19 protein-coding genes, 1 tRNA gene and 1 pseudogene are annotated in these 16,407 nt (G+C 69.5%); 16 read left to right on the top strand and 5 right to left on the bottom strand.

Annotated elements, in window-relative coordinates; genetic code table 11:
• Positions 1-45 precede the first annotated feature (45 nt).
• From fmdA (C5507_RS20185) to C5507_RS20165, 5 genes are all read left to right on the top strand, one after another.
• Positions 46-1,299, top strand: a complete 1,254-nt coding sequence (fmdA, locus tag C5507_RS20185) for a formamidase (RefSeq protein WP_104530293.1) — start codon at positions 46-48, stop codon at positions 1,297-1,299.
• A 46-nt stretch (positions 1,300-1,345) separates the two neighbouring features.
• A complete protein-coding gene (fmdA, locus tag C5507_RS20180) occupies positions 1,346-2,608 on the top strand; it encodes a formamidase (RefSeq protein ID WP_104530292.1) in 1,263 nt (420 codons plus the stop codon).
• Between the two features lie 85 nt (positions 2,609-2,693).
• Positions 2,694-2,966, top strand: a complete 273-nt coding sequence (locus C5507_RS20175; protein ID WP_104530291.1) for an FmdB family zinc ribbon protein — start codon at positions 2,694-2,696, stop codon at positions 2,964-2,966.
• A gap of 71 nt (positions 2,967-3,037) precedes the next feature.
• Positions 3,038-3,865, top strand: coding sequence for an MOSC domain-containing protein (locus tag C5507_RS20170; protein WP_158657667.1), 828 nt, complete (start codon positions 3,038-3,040; stop codon positions 3,863-3,865).
• Between the two features lie 30 nt (positions 3,866-3,895).
• Positions 3,896-4,930 (top strand): alpha/beta fold hydrolase, encoded by a 1,035-nt coding sequence (locus C5507_RS20165; RefSeq protein WP_104530289.1) that lies wholly within the window; start codon positions 3,896-3,898, stop codon positions 4,928-4,930.
• A gap of 98 nt (positions 4,931-5,028) precedes the next feature.
• On the opposite strand, the gene C5507_RS20160 is transcribed toward C5507_RS20165, so the two are convergent.
• The 3 genes from C5507_RS20160 to C5507_RS20150 all read right to left on the bottom strand — a co-directional run bounded on the left by C5507_RS20160 (position 5,029) and on the right by C5507_RS20150 (position 7,423).
• A complete protein-coding gene (locus C5507_RS20160; protein WP_104530288.1) occupies positions 5,029-5,229 on the bottom strand; it encodes a hypothetical protein in 201 nt (66 codons plus the stop codon).
• Complete coding sequence (locus C5507_RS20155; RefSeq protein WP_242610912.1) at positions 5,226-6,434, bottom strand: acyl-CoA dehydrogenase family protein; 1,209 nt, start codon at positions 6,432-6,434, stop codon at positions 5,226-5,228. The genes C5507_RS20160 and C5507_RS20155 overlap by 4 nt, the downstream gene beginning before the upstream one ends.
• A 134-nt stretch (positions 6,435-6,568) precedes the next feature.
• Positions 6,569-7,423, bottom strand: coding sequence for an aldo/keto reductase (locus C5507_RS20150; RefSeq protein WP_104530287.1), 855 nt, complete (start codon positions 7,421-7,423; stop codon positions 6,569-6,571).
• A gap of 58 nt (positions 7,424-7,481) precedes the next feature.
• Between C5507_RS20150 and C5507_RS20145 the strand changes: the two genes are divergently transcribed.
• Positions 7,482-8,063, top strand: coding sequence for a histidine phosphatase family protein (locus C5507_RS20145; RefSeq protein ID WP_104530305.1), 582 nt, complete (start codon positions 7,482-7,484; stop codon positions 8,061-8,063).
• 16 nt (positions 8,064-8,079) lie between these two features.
• Here the strand turns inward: C5507_RS20145 and C5507_RS20140 are convergent, their stop codons facing one another.
• On the bottom strand, positions 8,080-9,189 hold the full coding sequence (locus C5507_RS20140; RefSeq protein ID WP_104530286.1) for an EAL domain-containing protein: 1,110 nt from the start codon (positions 9,187-9,189) through the stop codon (positions 8,080-8,082).
• 126 nt (positions 9,190-9,315) lie between these two features.
• On the opposite strand from C5507_RS20140, the gene C5507_RS20135 reads away from it, so the two are divergent.
• Positions 9,316-9,930: a TetR/AcrR family transcriptional regulator gene (locus C5507_RS20135; protein WP_104530285.1), complete on the top strand. Its 615-nt coding sequence runs from the start codon at positions 9,316-9,318 to the stop codon at positions 9,928-9,930.
• 71 nt (positions 9,931-10,001) lie between these two features.
• On the opposite strand, the gene C5507_RS20130 is transcribed toward C5507_RS20135, so the two are convergent.
• Positions 10,002-10,232 carry a DUF3618 domain-containing protein gene (locus C5507_RS20130; RefSeq protein WP_104530284.1) on the bottom strand — a complete coding sequence of 77 codons (231 nt, stop codon included), beginning with the start codon at positions 10,230-10,232 and terminating at the stop codon, positions 10,002-10,004.
• Between the two features lie 88 nt (positions 10,233-10,320).
• Here C5507_RS20130 and C5507_RS20125 point away from each other — a divergent pair.
• The 9 genes and pseudogenes from C5507_RS20125 to C5507_RS20095 form a co-directional block, all read left to right on the top strand.
• A tRNA-Leu gene (locus C5507_RS20125) sits at positions 10,321-10,401 on the top strand.
• 415 nt (positions 10,402-10,816) lie between these two features.
• Complete coding sequence (locus C5507_RS20120; RefSeq protein ID WP_104530283.1) at positions 10,817-11,023, top strand: helix-turn-helix domain-containing protein; 207 nt, start codon at positions 10,817-10,819, stop codon at positions 11,021-11,023.
• Positions 11,020-11,613 (top strand): hypothetical protein, encoded by a 594-nt coding sequence (locus tag C5507_RS20115; protein ID WP_104530282.1) that lies wholly within the window; start codon positions 11,020-11,022, stop codon positions 11,611-11,613. The genes C5507_RS20120 and C5507_RS20115 overlap by 4 nt, the downstream gene beginning before the upstream one ends.
• 413 nt (positions 11,614-12,026) lie before the next feature.
• Positions 12,027-12,203 (top strand): hypothetical protein, encoded by a 177-nt coding sequence (locus C5507_RS22540; RefSeq protein WP_158657666.1) that lies wholly within the window; start codon positions 12,027-12,029, stop codon positions 12,201-12,203.
• 1 nt (position 12,204) lies between these two features.
• A complete protein-coding gene (locus C5507_RS20110) occupies positions 12,205-12,660 on the top strand; it encodes a hypothetical protein (protein WP_104530281.1) in 456 nt (151 codons plus the stop codon).
• A gap of 154 nt (positions 12,661-12,814) precedes the next feature.
• Positions 12,815-13,129 (top strand): hypothetical protein, encoded by a 315-nt coding sequence (locus C5507_RS20105; RefSeq protein ID WP_104530280.1) that lies wholly within the window; start codon positions 12,815-12,817, stop codon positions 13,127-13,129.
• A complete protein-coding gene (locus C5507_RS20100) occupies positions 13,126-15,495 on the top strand; it encodes a DNA primase family protein (RefSeq protein ID WP_130504126.1) in 2,370 nt (789 codons plus the stop codon). Before C5507_RS20105 ends, C5507_RS20100 begins: the two co-directional genes overlap by 4 nt.
• A 161-nt stretch (positions 15,496-15,656) precedes the next feature.
• A pseudogene (locus C5507_RS23565) lies at positions 15,657-15,977 on the top strand (hypothetical protein); the annotation flags it as partial.
• A gap of 18 nt (positions 15,978-15,995) precedes the next feature.
• Positions 15,996-16,407: hypothetical protein (locus C5507_RS20095; protein ID WP_211295538.1), on the top strand; the 412-nt coding region annotated here is incomplete at its 3' end.

Here is a 16,407-nt window from a genome sequence, read left to right as displayed (position 1 = left end):
TCGCCGCACGTTCCAGCGTCCCGCCCGAGACCAGGAGGCCAGCCCATGCCCGAACTCGTCTTCCCCCTCGACTCCAGCAAGAAGTTCACCGATCAGCAGTACCTCGGTCACAACCGGTGGCACCCCGACATCCCGGCCCAGGTGACCGTCCGCCCCGGGGACACCTTCCGGGTCGACTGCCGCGAGTGGTTCGACGGGGCCATCCACAACGACGACTCCGCCGACGACGTCCGGGACGCGCCGCTGTCCACGGTGCACGTGCTCAGCGGCCCCTTCGCCGTGGAGGGCGCCGAGCCCGGTGACCTGCTGATCGTCGACATCCTCGACGTGGGCCCGATCCCGCAGGAGGACTCCGGCCCGCTGGCCGGGCAGGGCTGGGGGTACACGGGCATCTTCGCCAAGCAGAACGGCGGCGGGTTCCTGACCGACCAGTTCCCGGACGCCTACAAGGTGATCTGGGACTTCGCCGGGCAGACGGCCACCTCGCGGCACGTCCCCCACGTCTCGTTCACCGGCATCGTGCACCCCGGCCTGATGGGTACCGCGCCGTCGGCGGAGCTGCTGGCCCGCTGGAACCGCCGGGAGGGTGCGCTGATCGCCACCGACCCCGACCGTGTTCCGCCGCTGGCGCTGCCCCCGCTTCCGCACGACGCGATCCTCGGTGGCCTGGAAGGCGCGGAGTTCGACCGCGTCGCCGGCGAAGCGGCCCGCACCGCCCCTCCCCGGGAGAACGGCGGAAACCAGGACATCAAGAACCTGACCAAGGGCAGCCGGGTCTTCTACCCGGTTTTCGTGCCCGGCGCGAAGTTGTCTCTGGGCGACCTGCACTTCTCCCAGGGCGACGGCGAGATCACCTTCTGCGGCGCCATCGAGATGGGCGGCTTCATCGACCTGCACGTCGACCTGATCAAGGGTGGCATGGACACCTACGGGGTCAGTGAGAACGCCATCTTCATGCCCGGCAACGTGGAGCCCCGCTACGAGAAGTGGCTGGCCTTCTCCGGCACGTCGGTGACCCTCGACGACGAGCAGCGGTATCTGGACTCGCACCTGTCCTACCAGCGGGCCTGCCTGCACGCGATCGACTACCTGACGAAGTTCGGCTACTCCCCGGAGCAGGCGTACATGATCCTCGGCGCCGCACCGATCGAGGGCCGGCTGTCCGGGGTGGTCGACATCCCGAACTCCTGCTCCACCGTCTACCTCCCGACCGGCATCTTCGATTTCGACGTCGCACCGTCGGCGTCCGGGCCGACCCGGATCGATCCCGGCATGGGTGTTCCCAGGTCGTCCTTCTGAGTGCACCCGTCCGTCCGTCCCGCCCGCACAGACCTGAGGAGTTCCCATGCCTGAAGTCATCTTCGAGATCAACCGTGACCTGAGCGTGTCGATGCGCGACCAGACGGTGCCCGGCCACAACCGCTGGCACCCCGACATCCCGCCGGCCAGCACGGTCGCCCCCGGCGGCACGTACCGGATCGAGTGCAAGGACTGGACCGACGACCAGGTCCGCAACACCGACGACGCCGACGACATCCGCGACATGAACATCGATCCGTGCCACATGCTCAGCGGACCGATCGCCATCGAGGGCGCCGAACCCGGTGACCTGCTGGTCGTCGACATCGTGGACATCGGCCCCTTCCAGGAGCAGGAGTGGGGCTACACCGGGATCTTCGCCAAGGAGAACGGCGGTGGGTTCCTCACCGACTACTCGCCGCAGGCGTCCAAGGCGATCTGGGACCTCGACGGGATCTGGACCAGCAGCCGGCACGTCCCCGGCGTGCGGTTCATCGGCAACTCCCACCCGGGGCTCTTCGGTTGCGCCCCGTCGCCGGATCTGCTGGCGGAGTGGAACCGCCGGGAGCAGGCGCTGATCGACCAGAACCCGGACCGGGTCACCGGCGACATCCCGGCGCACGAGGGCGACGTGCCCGGCACCCCACAGGTTCCGGCGCTGGCCCTGCCCCCGCTCCCCAAGGACGCGCTGCTGGGCACGCTACGCGGCGCGGACCTGGACCGGGCGGCCGCCGAGGCCTGCCGCACCATCCCGCCGCGGGAACACGGCGGCAACGTCGACATCAAGGACCTCGGCGTGGGCAGCCGGGTCTACATGCCGGTGTACGTGGCCGGGGCGAAGTTCTCCATCGGTGACCTGCACTTCGCCCAGGGGGACGGGGAGATCACCTTCTGCGGTGCCATCGAGATGCCCGGGTTCATCGATCTGCACTTCGACCTGATCAAGGGCGGGATGGACCGCTACAAGCAGACCATGCCGTTCTTCAAGCCCGGCCGGGTCGGTCCGAACTACTCGGAGTTCATCACCTTCGAGGGGATCAGCGTCGAGAACGGCCGGAACTACTACATGAACGCCACCGTCGCCTACCGTCAGGCCTGCCTCAACGCCATCAACTTCCTCATGCCGGCCATGGACTGGACGTTCGAGCAGGCCTACCTGTTCCTCGGGGCAGCACCGATCGACGGGCGGATCGGCGGGGTGGTCGACATCCCCAACAGTGCGGTCTCCATCAGCATCCCGTTGTCGATCTTCGACCGGAACATCCTGCCCGGTGGTGCCGGCGGAGGCCGGGACCTGACGGCCGACTGACCTGCAGACATTGCACCTGGTGGCGCGGGGCGGGCCCCGGCCCGCCCCGCGCCACCCCCTGCCGTCCTCCCGAGAGGAGTACCGCATGCCGCTGTACGAGTTCCGTTGCCCCGAGTGCGGCCCGTTCGACCTGCACCGCGAGATGCGCGAGGCACCCGCGGCGGCGCCGTGCCCGGCGTGCGACCAGCCGGCCCAGCGCCGTTACGGCGTGGGGGTCCGGCGCCCTCTCACCGGCGTGCTGCGCGACGCGGGCCGTGCGGACCGCGCACGGGTCGACCGGGCCAGCAGCGGGGAGCCGGTGGTCACCGGCCCTCCCGCGGGACGGCGACTGCCCGGCGGCGGCAGGCGCCGGCACTGATGCCGAAGCTGGGCCGTCCGACCCCGGCTACGGTCGAGAACCGCACCGACACCGATTCCGGACGGAGGACCATGCCGCTCGTCTCCCGACTCTCGACCACCCCGGTCAAGGGCACCGCCCTGCACCATCCGCGGACCGTGACCGTCACCGAGAACGGGGTGCCGGAGAATCGGCGCTTTCACCTGGTGGACGCGCGACGGCGGCTGTTCAACGGCAAGCAGCACGGCCCGCTCGTGCGGCTCACCGCCGAGCTCGACCCCGACGGGGCACACCTCCGGCTGCGGTTCCCCCGCCGCCCACCCGTGGAGGGCCCGACCACCGAGCTCGGCGAGGCGGTGCGCACGGACTTCTACGGCCGCGACGTCGACGGGCACCTCGTCGAGGGGCCGTGGTCGGCAGCGCTCAGCGACTTCGTCGGGCAGGAGGTGCACCTGGTGGCGGTCGACCGGCCCGGGGACGCGGTCGACGTGCACCCGGTCACGCTGATCTCCACCGCGACGCTCGACCACCTGCGCCGCGTCACCCCCGACGGGGAGCGACTGGACCACCGCCGGTTCCGGATGCTCGTCGAGGTGGACGGCTGCGACGTCCACGAAGAGGACACCTGGGCCGGCCGGCGCCTGCGGATCGGCGGGGTCACCGTGCAGGTGGTCGGACCGGTGCCGCGCTGCGTGGTCACCAACGAGAACCCCGAGAGCGGGGAGGTCGACTTCGGCACGCTGAAGGCGATCGTGCGCTACCGAGGCGAACTCGCGACCGACCTCAGCACGCCGGTGGCGCACCTGCCGGACAACGGGGCGGTCATCCTCGGCATGTACGCCACCGTGGAGCAGCCGGGTGAGATGTCCCTCGGCGACCAGGTGGAGCTCCTCGACGAGGCCGCCGACCAGCCAGCCTGACCTTCCCGTCCCGAGCCCCCAGGAGCACCGATGCCACGGCCCACCGACCACGAGCTCTTCGACCTGGGGGACGTCGTCCTGCAGGGCGGCGCGACCTTGCGCGGAGCGCAGCTCGCATACAAGACGTACGGCACGCTGAACGCCGAGAAGTCCAACGTGATCGTCCACCCCACTTGGTACAGCGCCTGGCACGACGCCAACGAGTGGTCGGTCGGGCCGGGCATGGCCTGCGACCCCGACAAGTACTTCATCGTGATGCCGAACCAACTGAACAACGGCCTGTCGACGTCGCCGAGCAACACCCCGCCGCCCTACGACGGGCCGAACTTCCCGCACGTGACCTTCTACGACCAGGTGGAGGTGCAGCACCGGCTGCTCACGCAGAAGTGGGGCATCGAGTCCGTAGAACTGGTCCTCGGGTCGTCGATGGGCGCCGGCCAGACGTACCAGTGGGCGGTCAGTCACCCCGAGATGGTGAAGCGGGCCGCGCCCATCGTCGGATCGTCGGTCACCAGTGAGCACAACCAGGTTTTCCTGAAGAGCCTGCGCGCGGCACTGACGGCCGACCCGGTGTTCGACGGCGGGCGCTACTCCCCCGACGCGTTGCCGACCGTCGGACTGCGGGCCTTCGCCCGGATCTACGCCGGCTGGGGCCTCTCCCAAGCCTTCTACTGGCAACGGGAGTACCGCACACTCGGCTTCTCCTCCCTGGAGGACTTCCTCGTCGGGTTCTGGGAGGGCTACTGGCTGGACGAACGCGACCCCAACGACCTGTTGGGCATGCTCTGGACCTGGGAGCACGGCGACGTCGGGAAGACCCCCGGCTTCGACGGCGACACCGAGGCGGCCCTGCGCTCGATCCGTTGCCCGCTGCTCGCCATGCCGGCGAAGACCGATCTGTACTTCCCACCCGAGGACGAGGTGTGGGCCTCCCAGTTCATCCCGAACGGTGAGGTCCGGGTCATCCCGACCATCTACGGGCACTTCGCCGGCCTGGGGCAGAACCCGGCGGACAACGAATTCATCGACCGAGCGCTGACGGAACTACTGGCCCGCCCGGCTTGACCGGGTCGGCGAGGCAGCTTCGATCCACCGTCGATCGTGGTCGGCTCCGTCGGCCACGACTCGATCTCGATCGGACGCCAGGTGCGTCAGTGACTTGTTCAGCAGCTTCGCTTCCGGCGATCTGGCGCGAGTGCCCGGACATCGGCGCGCAGCCGCTCGGCCAGCTGCCGGACGGCGACGGCGACGTCGGCCAGCTGCGCCGGTGGCACCTCGGTGAGCACCGCGGACTCGACCAGGTCGCGCAGCGCCGCACCCAGATCCGCGACCGCTCGCCGACGGACGTCGCGGTCGTGCGTCAACGGCTCTCCTGCAGGGGCCCGCCGCGAGCCTGCGAGTGGTGGGGAGCAGGAGGGTCCTTCCTCATGCCGGCCTCGCGCAGCAACGAGCTCCCGATGATCACGCGCTGCACCTCGCTGGTGCCCTCGTAGAGGCGGAACAGCCGGGCATCGCGGTAGAACCGCTCGACGGGCGTCGTCCGCAGGTAGCCCATGCCGCCGTGCACCTGCACCGCCTTGTCCACGGCGCGGCCGACCATCTCGGTGCAGAAGAGCTTGGCCGACGAGGGGCCGACCGAGGTGTCCTCGCCGGAGTCGTACCGGGCGGCGACGTCGCGGACCATGCTGCGGCCGGCGAGCAGCTCGGCGTGCATGTCGGCGAGCATGGCCTGGACCAGCTGGAAGCGGCCGATGGGCGCCCCGCCCTGCTTGGCGGTGGCGGCGTAGGCGACGGACTCGTCGAGCACCCGCTGCGCCATGCCGACGCACAGCGCCGCGATGTGCAGCCGGCCGCGGGAGAGCACGGTGAGCGCCTTGGCGTAGCCGCGCCCCTCCTCGCCGATCAGCGCATCGGCCGGCAGCCGCACGTCGTCGAAGAACACCTCGCTGGTCCAGGCGCCGGCCTGGCCCATCTTCTTGTCCCGGGGACCGACGGTGACACCCGGCGTCGTGGTCTCGACGACGAAGCTGGAGATCCCGCGCCCGCCCTTCTCGGCCGGATCGGTGCGGGCGAAGACGACGAAGAGGTCGGCGATCGGCGCGTTGGTGATGTAGCGCTTGCTGCCGTTGAGAACCCACCCGTCGCCGTCGCGGCGGGCAGTGGTGCGGAGGGCTGCGGGGTCGGAGCCGGCCTCGGCCTCGGTGAGCGCGAAGGAGCCGATCAGCTTCCCGGCCGACAGCCCGGGCAGGTACTTCTTCTTCTGCTCGTCGCTGCCGAACCGGGCGATGACCTGGCCGGAGATGCCGTTGTTGGTGCCGAACAGCGAGCGGAAGGCGGGCGTGGTGTAGCCGAACTCGAAGGCGAGCTCCACGTCCTCGCTCATGGTCACCCCGAGGCCGCCGTGCTCCTCCGGCAGCGCGTAGCCGAACAGGCCCATCTCGGCCGCCTGCGCCCGGAGGTCGTCGGGGATGCGGTCCTCGTCCTCGATCTGCTCTTCGCGGGGCACGACCGACTCGCGGACCAGCTGACGAACGGCGTCCTTGACCTGACGGAAGTCCTCGGCGTCCATGCCGGACATGCTGACGCGCGCCCCGGCGGATCCGTGCGGCGGGGTCCGGATCCGCCGAGTGCGACGAAGTCGTGGCCATCAGCGCTCGATGGCCACGACGTCGTCGCACCCGCTCCCCGTGCAGGCGGGGAGGATCAGGCCAGCGCGTCCAGGCGGGCGATGTCCTCGGCGGAGAGCGTCAGGCGCGCGGCGCCCAGGTTCTCGGTGAGGTGGTCGACCGACTTGGTGCCCGGGATCGGCAGGATGACCGGCGACTTGTGCAGCAGCCAGGCCAGCGCCACCTGCGACGGGGTGGCGTCGAGCTCGCGCGCGATGTCGGCGACCGGGCTGTGCGGGGCGGCCAGGTCACCGGTGGCGATGGGGAACCACGGGATGAAGGCGATGCCCTCGGCGGTGGCGTAGTCCAGCACGTCCTGGCTCTGCCGGTTGGTCAGGTTGTACAGGTTCTGGACGCTGACGACGTCGACGATCTCGCGGGCGGCCTCCAGCTCCTCGACCGAGACCTCCGAGACGCCGATGTGGCGCACCTTGCCCTGGTCCTGCAGCTCCTTGAACGCGCCCAGCTGGTCGGCCAACGGGACCTGCGGGTCGATGCGGTGCAGCTGGATGAGGTCGATGCGGTCGACCTTCAGGTTCCGCAGCGACAGTTCCACCTGCTGGGTCAGGTACTCCGGGCGCCCGCAGACGGGCCAGACGCCGGGGCCGGTGCGGGTCAGGCCCGCCTTGGTGGCGACGACCAGGCCGTCGGGGTACGGGTGGGCGGCCTCGGCGATGATCTGCTCGCTGACCTGGGGGCCGTAGGAGTCGGCGGTGTCGATGAAGTCGATGCCCTGTTCGATGGCGGCGCGCACGACGGCGAGGGCGCCGGGTCGGTCGGCCGGCTCGCCCCACACGCCCGGGCCGGTGATCTGCATGGCGCCGTAGCCGAGCCGGTGGACGGGCAGGTCTCCGCCGATGCTGAACGTGTCGCTGATCTGTGCGGTGGTCATGCCAGGGGCCAGCACACGATCCCGCGCGTGTGTTCCCCGGAGCGTGTTCGATGTCCGGGTGGGCGAAGTGGTGGTGCTGCGGCACGGGCAGACCGAGTGGAGCCGGACCGGGCAGCACACCGGGACGACCGACCTCCCCCTGCTGCCCGAGGGCGAGGACCAGGCGCGCTCCCTGCGGGCGGCGATGACCGGCCGCAGGTTCGTGGAGGTGCGCGTCAGCCCGATGCAGCGGGCGCGGCGGACGGCGGAGCTCGCGGGGCTGGCCGTCACCGACGTCGATCGCGACCTGGTGGAGATCGACTACGGCGGCTACGAGGGCCGCACGACCGCCGACATCAGCGAGGAGCTGGGCCGGGAGTGGTCGGTCTGGCGCGACGGCAGCACCACGGCCGATGTCCCGGGCGAGGCGATGGCCGACGTCGGGACCCGGGTGGACCGGGTGCTCGACCGGGTCCGCGACCGGCTGGCCGACGGCGACGTCGCGCTCGTGGCCCACGGGCACGTGCTGCGCGTGCTGACCGCCCGCTGGCTGGGGCTCGCCCCCGAGGCCGGGGCCCTGTTCGCCCTGCCCGCCGGCCGGTACGGGGTCCTCGGCCACGAGCACGGCCGCCCGGTGCTCACCGGGTGGGCCCTCGGCTGAGGAGCGGAGGCGGAGCTCAGCGGGTGCGTTCCACCGGTTGCCAGCGGCCCTCGGGCTCCTCCACCGGCGGGTCCGGGCGCACCGGGCGGCCGAACAGCCAGCCCTGCCCCATGTCGGCCCCGAGCGCGGTCACCTCCTCGGCCAGCTGCTCGGTCTCGATCCCCTCGGCGACGACGACCGCGCCCAGCTGGTGGGCCAGGTCCGTGACGGCCTTGAGCACCGTGCGGGCGCCGTCGTCGGGCAGCTCCTGCACCAGCCCCTTGTCGAGCTTCACGACCTCCGGGCGGACCGCGGCCAGCAGCGACAGGCTGGACCAGCCGGCGCCGACGTCGTCCAGGGCGACGCGCCAGCCCAGCGAGCGGTAGTGCTCGAGGATGGAGACCAGGTGCCCGCGATCGGCGATCGCGTGGGACTCGACGACCTCGAAGACCAGCTGGTGCGGCGCGAGGCCGACCTCGTGGGCGACCCGCTCGGTGCTGGCCAGGCAGACCTGCGGCCGGTAGATCGAGGTCGGGTTGAAGTTCACGAACAGGTCGTCGCCACCGAGCCACGGCATGGCGCCGGCGATGGCGGACTCGCGGCCGATCCGGTCCAGCCGGTGCAGCCAGCCGGCGGACTCCGCGACGAAGAACAGGTCGCCGCCGCCCACCTCCCGGCCGTCCACGAGGCCGCGCAGCAACGCCTCGTGCGCGACGACGGAGCGGTCGGCCAGCGAGACGATCGGCTGGTAGACCGACCAGAACTCCGCCTCGGCCAGCACCCCCACCTCGACGGTGACGCCGCGCCGGGCGAGCTCGACGGCCAGCGTGGGCGCGGTGAGCAGCCGCGCGGTCAGCGCAGCGCCGTCGTCCGGCGGGTCGGTGGCCACCCGCACGGCCTCGGTCTCGGCGGCCGTCAGCTCGCGGGCGAGCCGCTGGAACAGCCGCTCCAGACCGTGCCCGCCGCGGTCGTCGACGACGTCGACCAGTTGCGGGGAGGAGTAGACGGCGAGGCCGAGGGCCTTGGCGGTCCGGGCGACGTGCGGCAGGACGTGCCCGATCGAGGTTGCCAGCAGCGCCCGCGTGGCGCGGCCCGGCACCTCCCAGTGCTGGCGGCAGCCACAGGCCCCGCCGCAGATCGTTCCCACGCCCAGAGGGTGACTCACGGGAGCGACCGCGCGGGCAAGGCGCGCGGCGTTGTCGGAACCCACTTCCGAGGGTATGCACGGGAGACATCCAGCAACCCCACAACTTGAATGTCTATGGTTTCCCCCATGGCCGCATTCCCCACTGTCGAAGAAGCCCGACCCAGTCGCGGCGGCCGGCCGCGCGACCCCAGCCGGGACGGCGTGATCCGCGCCGCCATCTTGCAGCTGCTCGCCGATGTGGGTTACGGCGCGCTGACGATGGACGCCGTCGCCGCCGAAGCGGGGGTGGGCAAGGCGACCATCTACCGCCGGTGGAGGACGAAGCAGGACCTCGTCGTCGACACCATCTCCGACCTGACCGCCGCAGAGGCGCAGAGCCCCGACACCGGATCGCTCGAGGGCGACCTGCGGGAGCTGCTGCACACGCTCGTGGGCGTCGTGAACGGCCCGACCGGCGCCGCCACCCTGTCGCTGCTGTCCACCGTGCCGCGCCACCCCGCACTGGCCGAGGCCTTCCGCAACGGGCCGCTCGCGGTGTGGCAGCAGTCCTTCGACCGGGTGTGGGAGAAGGCGGAGGCCCGCGGCGAGGTGGGTGCCGGGTTCCGGACGTCGGTCGCCGCCGAGAGCATCGGCGCGCTGATCGTCCAGCGCTGGCTGCTGACCGGGCTGCCGGTGGACGTGCCCTTCGCCGACGAGGTGCTGGACACCGTCGTCATGCCGCTGGTCCGCGCCTCCGTCTGACCGCCCCCTACTCACGGCGAAGGCCGGTCCACCCCTCGGGTGGACCGGCCTTCGCCGTGAGTAGGGGCGCCTCAGCGCCCGCGGTGCCGGACCTTCTGCACGACGACGAACGTGACCAGGAGACCGACGGCGCCGACGGTCGCCTGACCGGCCGGCGTCTTCAGGAACCGCTGCACGGCGTTCTTGCCCTGCGCCTTGAGACGCGTCGGGCTGGTCCGGTAGGCGATCTGGTCCAGCGTGGCGGCCAGCGATTCGCGGGCCGAGTCGATCTCCAGCTGGATCTGTCGTGGGTCGCGAGGCACGGCGTCAGCCTGCCAGACGACGCGCCGATCAGCGCGGGCACGGTCTCCGGCAGCACCCGGCCGGGCTACTCCTAGACTCGGCGACCGCGCGGGAGTGGTGTAACGGCAGCCACGCCAGACTTAGGATCTGGTGCCTTCGGGCGTAGGGGTTCGACTCCCCTCTCCCGCACAACAGCGAATCCGCTGGTGAGTGCCGAATTGTGCGCCGATGAGGCGTCCGGTCGCCGGTTGGGTTCCACCCTCAACCCAACGCTTGACCCAACGGGGCTGTGGATAACCCGATCTGCTTCGGTCGTCCAATCCCCCGCGCTCCCTTGGCCGATCTGTACGTCCGCGTCTACAGTGGCCGCACCGCTGTCCCGTACGGACTCCATACCGCCTGCGCCAACGCTGCTCTTACATACCTGGTCGAAACTGCGCAGGCGGCTGATTGATCGCGAGGGCGAACAGCGGCCGGGCATATCGGCGGTACCGCGACGTCGCACCCCCTGGCCGGTCAGTGGCACATCCGACAACCGTCGGTGTGTGCCCGACCGGCCTTCGTCGTCTCTAGGGCACCGCACCGGCACTCCTGAAGGAGAGCCATGCCCAGCACCACCAAGCTCAGCCCCTCGGACCAGATGTGGTCCGACAAGGAGGCCGCCGCCTATCTCGGCGTCTCCTGTGTGACCGTTCGCCGGCTCCGCTACCGGGGCGTCCTGCCGTACCGCAAGGTCGGTGCCGCCGTGCGCATCCCGCGTAGCGCCGTGCTCGCCTACGCGGCGCCCCAGACCAACGGCGGTGCGGCATGAGCGCCGCACGTGATCCCCGGTTCCTGAGGGGTGCGGAACAGGCCGACGCCTATGCAGCCGACGGGGCGCCACTCGTCGACGGAGAGCCGGTCCGCAGAGACGACGCCGGGTTCAGCGAGACGCAGCGCCAGTGGGCCGCCGCCGACCGGTTCTACGTGGACCCCGAGGAAGCGGCAGCGGCCAAGAAGGCGCAGAAGCGTTGGCGCCGGATCAGTGACGAGTTCCGAGCCGCTGTGCTGGCGATCGGCCGGCTCACGCACTACCACCCGTCCGTCGACAGCCAGACGTATCCGGTGGATCGGGTGTTCAAGTTGCCCGTCGTCCCGGCGGACGAGGCCAACGTGGCGTCCTCGCTGCTGACCAACGGGCGGCACGCTCCCGCCATCGACGTCGACCTACCGGTGCATGCGGTGCCGTCATCCACACCTGGTCACTCGCACCTGTACATCGACGCTGAGCTGACCTGGGACGACTACCTGCGGCTGCTCACCGTCATGGCGGAGGTCGGCCTCGTGGAAGAGGGCTTCCTCGACTCGGCGCGCAAGCGAGGCACGACGCTGCTCCGCCTGCCGGGAGTCACGAAGCCGTAACCCGCTCTCGTTCACCCACGCCACTGCCCCTCGTCGCGGTGGCGTGGGTGACGAGCGGATAGGGCTGCTCCGGGCGCCCGCTTGCTCTTTGACAACTCCACAGCGGTATTTCTGAATGCCCTTTCGAGACGGGTGTCGGCCGAGAGCCCGGAAGAAATCCCATGAGTCCTCCGGCCGGTGCCAACTATTGGTGGTGCAGCAACCACGCAGCCCGTGACACCGAAAGGGGATCCAGTGCTCAGGACACCTGGTCGACGCTACGTAAAGCCGGACGTCCGTCGTTTCACCGTCTCTCTTTCAAACAGTGAGATGCACGAAGTCGACATGCTCTGCGCCGTCATGAACGTGGGCAGGTCGGAGCTCTTTCAGATGCTGCTGGCGAACATCCGCACCAACCACCAGGGAGAGAAGGAATGAGCTACACCCCGCGACTGAAGGCGCTCAGCGACACCGTCAGGCAGCTTCGACGAGAACTGACCAAGGCCGAGGACGACTACCTGGAACTTCGCGACCGCGAGAAGAAGCTCGGTGCCGCCGCCGCAGAAGGCGACGCGGAGCTGGCTGAGCAGTACGGAATGAGGGAAATCTGAGATGGGAGCGCTTGACGAAGTTGGCGTCTTCTTCGGCAGTCCGGCCGAGGCCGAAGCGGACCTCAACGCCCGGACCTACCGGAACAGCGTCGAAGAGAAGCAGTACCGCGAGCAGCGCGAGAAGGTCATTGACGAACAGGAGTCAATGATCCGGGACAGCGCGCTGGAGCGCATGGAGGTCGTGCAGCAGGACGCCGCTGGCTATCACGAAGCGGCGCAGGTGCATCTCCTTGCTGCTCAGGAGGTTCGGGAGAAGATCAAGAACCGCGAGATTCCTGCCAAGGAAGCGCGGAAAGAGATCGCGAAGCTGAACAAGGAAGCCGAGCGCCTAGCCATTCTCGCGGAAACGCTGCCCAGCGACTACGCCAAGGCACTGCATGACCGCGACCACCCGCGAGACGTCCTCGAGTTCCTGTACCGGACCTATCCCCTAGGTCCCATCCGATTCGACTTCTGATCGGGCAGTCGAAAGGGCCGGTAGGCAGCAGTTTGACATGGCTTCTGCCGACCCGGCCCTTTCGGCCAACACATCCACCAAGGAGGCCCAGTGAGAACAACCACCAACAGGAGAGGCGCCTGATGAGGACCACCACTGAAAGAAGGCAGTACCAATGAGCACCACCACACTAGCGCCCCGGACCACCCTGCGGTCGTCCGATTTCCGGCTCACGGGTTCGGATATCGCATTCCTGAGCGACGGCTACGAAATCGGATTCAGTGACAGTGACGCCAAGCAGTCGGCCGTCGGTCAGGCCCTCGACCAATGGTGGGCAGCCACCGGCTTGCGTGCCATGCCGCTCGCGCTTCTGCGACGAAAGCTGCGTCAGGCGCTGAGCGGCGAGAAGAAGGCAGCCATTGACCAGTTGATCGCTGACGCCGTGAACGGCGGAGAGGTCGCCCTTCTTCGTGGGCGGGCTGGCCGGTGACCGCAAAGAAGTTCAGCCATGACGGCAAGGGTGCGCCCGAGAAAGGTTCGGCGTTGGCGCGTGTTCAAGCGCGTCTTCGCGAGTTGGGAGCGACCCCGAAGGAAGGCAGCGAGACAGACTGGCACTGCCCTCTCAAGGAGAACCACAGGAACGGCGACCAGAACGCCTCTCTCACGGCTCGGTATGGAGACGAGACACCGAACAAGGTCATCGTCGCCTGCGCTCAGTGTCGGACGAAGGCCAACGGTCCGGAGTTCTTGAAGGCCCTCGGCCTGACAGCAGCCGACCTGGTCGATGGCCCGTCACCGAAGCCCGGCCGGGGCAAGGTTCTGCGAGACAAGACGAAGATCCACGCCTACGTGGACGAGCAGGGTGAAGCCCTGTTCCGCGTCGTCAAGCGGTACTACGAGAACGCCGAGAGGCCCGACGTCGTGCAGCAGCGGCCGAACGGCCGTGGGGGTTGGGCGAAGACCGCCAAGGAGCGGCCGGAGAAGGACGGCAAGGCGCTGATGCACGGCGTCCGTCGGCCGCTGTACCGGCTGCCGGAAGTGGTCGACGCCGTGAAGAACGGCTGGGAGCTCCATCTCACCGAGGGTGAATCGGACGCCGACGCCCTCAACGACTGGTTCACCGCCCACGACGCCGAAGCACGTGCAACCTGCCACCCCGGCGGGGCGGGCAAGTGGCAGCCCGAGCACACGGACACCCTCGCCGGGGCGGCTGCGGTGGTGGTCTGGGCCGACCGCGACGGGCCGGGGTACGCCTGCGCCCACCAGCGGCTCTCGGCGGTGCTGGCGGCCGACCTGACGGCGGAGGCGCGGCTGCCGGTCGAGGGCAAGGACGTGCGCGACCACCTGGCCGCCGGGCACGCACCCCACGACGGCAAGCCAGTCAAGAAGAAGAAGCTGGCCAAGCTCGCCGGCGACGCCGGACAGCAGCAGGGCAGCGCGAGCGGTTCCAGCTACCCGGTGCGGTCGTGGGACGACTACGGCATGGCCGAGCGGGTCGTCGACCGGTACGCGCGCATTCTCCGGCGGATCAACGATGCCGAGAAGTGGGCCGTCTACGACGGCGGGGTCTGGCGGCTTCGGGCCGAAGGCGATGACCGCACCCGTGGCCTGGTCCGCAAGGTGGTCGAGAACCTGCCGGAGCAGGAAGCGCACCTGTACTCCGATGAGGACCGCGAGGGGTTCGTCAAGTGGGTGAAGGGCCGACGCAAGAGCGGTGCCGAGAGCGCCACCGTGCAGGCGCTGCGCAGCAAGCGAACGCTCTTCGCCAGCGTCAACGACTTCGACCGGCCGGGAGACCAGCACCTGAACTGTCGCAACGGGGTTCTGAACCTGGAGACGTTGCAGCTCGGCGAGCACTCTCCCGCTCACTACTTCACGCGGATGACAAAGGCCGACTTCCTCGTGGGCGCCAGGGACAAGGACTGGGACGAGTTCCTTGACCTGGCGCTGCCGGACGAGGAAGTCCGGGCGTATGCGCAGCGCATCTTCGGAATGTCGCTTCTGGACGGCAACCCGGCCAAGTTGCTGGTCGTCCTGCTCGGGCCGAATGACGCGCTGAAGTCGGCGTTCCTGAAGCTGCTGCTAGAAGCGCTCGGGGACTACGGCATGGCGTTCAACCTCTCCATGCTGCGGGCGAAGCAGGAGGCCGGTCCGCGCGGCGACCTGGCGGAGCGGCTGCCGTGTCGGCTGATCGGTGCGTTCGAGGCGAGCCAGCAGTGGAAGCTGCACGCCGACCAGATCAAGATGATCACCGGTCAGGACCCGGTGGCCGCCCGGTACTCCTACGACCGCGTGGACACGGTGCGGGTGCCCGGCTACCTGCCGGTGATCGTCACCAACGCCATGCCGACCATCGAGGGGGCGGACAAGGCGTTCCTCCGGCGGCTGGTCGTGCTGCCGTTCCTCAACAGCCTGCCCCCGGAGAAGCAGAACTCGACCAAGGCCGCCCGGATGCTCGCCAGCCCCACGGTCCTCGCCGCCGCGCTGGCCTGGATGGTGGACGGACTGCGTCAGTACCAGGCCGCCGGTCTGGGGTCGGTGCCGCTGGCCGTGCAGTCGGCCACCGAGCAGAGCCGGCGAGCGCTCTCGCCCTTTGACGCCTTCCTGCACGACTGCTGCGAGACCGGCGACGGGTTGGAGGAACCGCGCGTCGCCTTCTGGGTCGCTTACCAGACGTGGTGCGAGCTGAACGACGTCGCGCCGTCCGAGCGCCTGAACAAGAACGCCTTCGGAATGCGCATTGATGACCGCTACCCGGCCCGCCGGAAGGTCGTGCGGGAAGACGGCGAGAAGAAGTTCGTCTGGATGAGAGAAGGCATCCGGCTCAATCCGACCATGCAGGGGATGAGGGGGTGAGCAGGTGGTGCTACGAGGTGGTGCTACGCGGTGGTCAGAGGTCCGGGACCGTGAAAGCTGCACGGGAATGAGATGCGCGTATCACGGCTCGCATCACGGCCGTTGCACGGCCTTCGCGGGAAGTGGTGATACGCCGAACCCGCAGGTAGACCCCGGGACTCATGCGCCGTATCACCACTATCACCACCTTCCTACTAAGGGGTGTGGGGGAAGTAGTAAAGGGGGCGGCAGGGGGCCGGGCCGGGGCCAGGCAAAGCGGCGGGGGTGGGTCCTGGCGCTTGAGTGGTGATGTGGTGATACGGCGACCGCGGCAGACATTAGTCGGACGAGCGAATGAGGAATGTTGGATGAGTACAGGCAACCGGAAACGGCGACGGGCCGCCGGACTTCTCCCTGAACCGCAGAAATGTGTGGCGAGGAAGAAGGACGGCTCCCCTTGCATGAAGTCACCTATCAAGGGAGCTGCGGTCTGCCGGATGCACGGTGGGGCCGCCCCGCAGGTGCAGCGGAAGGCCGCTGAGCGCATCGCCCACGCCAGCGACGTCGCGGTGATGAAGCTGCTGGCGCTGATGCAGGACCCCGACGTGCCCAAGGCCGTTCAGGCTGCTGTGGCCCGCGACCTGCTCGACCGCGCCAACGTCACCGGCAAGACGACCATCGAGGTCGAGGTGCCGCTGTGGCAGCAGATCCTTGACGGGGTCGTCGCGACGGTGCCCACCGACGGCGAAACCGCCGCCATGCGCCCGTTCGCGGAAGGCCGCGACCCGCTGGTGATCGAAGCCGAACGGGTGTCGGACACGGAACGGGAACGTGAGCTGGCCGACGAGCTGGCCCGCTACCAGGCTGCGCCCCACGACGAGGACTGGTCGGATGACTTCGCCTACGGCTCGGAGTCGCCCCGGCCCGCCCCGG

The organism is Blastococcus saxobsidens (genome assembly GCF_002938435.1).
Classification (GTDB): Bacteria; Actinomycetota; Actinomycetes; order Mycobacteriales; family Geodermatophilaceae; genus Blastococcus; species Blastococcus saxobsidens.
The sequence above is the reverse complement of the archived record's forward strand: the minus strand, read 5'-3'. Positions and strand labels throughout refer to the sequence as shown.

What these genes read in the sequence shown, in the direction of transcription:
- fmdA (WP_104530292.1), top strand. Translation starts at nt 1,346, where the DNA reads ATGCCTGAAGTCATCTTCGAGATCAACCGTGACCTGAGCGTGTCGATG.
- C5507_RS20170 (WP_158657667.1), top strand. Translation starts at nt 3,038, where the DNA reads ATGCCGCTCGTCTCCCGACTCTCGACCACCCCGGTCAAGGGCACCGCC.
- C5507_RS20175 (WP_104530291.1), top strand. Translation starts at nt 2,694, where the DNA reads ATGCCGCTGTACGAGTTCCGTTGCCCCGAGTGCGGCCCGTTCGACCTG.
- C5507_RS20155 (WP_242610912.1), bottom strand. Translation starts at nt 6,434, where the DNA reads ATGGACGCCGAGGACTTCCGTCAGGTCAAGGACGCCGTTCGTCAGCTG.
- C5507_RS20115 (WP_104530282.1), top strand. Translation starts at nt 11,020, where the DNA reads ATGAGCGCCGCACGTGATCCCCGGTTCCTGAGGGGTGCGGAACAGGCC.
- C5507_RS20150 (WP_104530287.1), bottom strand. Translation starts at nt 7,423, where the DNA reads ATGACCACCGCACAGATCAGCGACACGTTCAGCATCGGCGGAGACCTG.
- C5507_RS20120 (WP_104530283.1), top strand. Translation starts at nt 10,817, where the DNA reads ATGCCCAGCACCACCAAGCTCAGCCCCTCGGACCAGATGTGGTCCGAC.
- C5507_RS22540 (WP_158657666.1), top strand. Translation starts at nt 12,027, where the DNA reads ATGAGCTACACCCCGCGACTGAAGGCGCTCAGCGACACCGTCAGGCAG.
- C5507_RS20110 (WP_104530281.1), top strand. Translation starts at nt 12,205, where the DNA reads ATGGGAGCGCTTGACGAAGTTGGCGTCTTCTTCGGCAGTCCGGCCGAG.
- C5507_RS20165 (WP_104530289.1), top strand. Translation starts at nt 3,896, where the DNA reads ATGCCACGGCCCACCGACCACGAGCTCTTCGACCTGGGGGACGTCGTC.
- C5507_RS20105 (WP_104530280.1), top strand. Translation starts at nt 12,815, where the DNA reads ATGAGCACCACCACACTAGCGCCCCGGACCACCCTGCGGTCGTCCGAT.
- C5507_RS20135 (WP_104530285.1), top strand. Translation starts at nt 9,316, where the DNA reads ATGGCCGCATTCCCCACTGTCGAAGAAGCCCGACCCAGTCGCGGCGGC.
- fmdA (WP_104530293.1), top strand. Translation starts at nt 46, where the DNA reads ATGCCCGAACTCGTCTTCCCCCTCGACTCCAGCAAGAAGTTCACCGAT.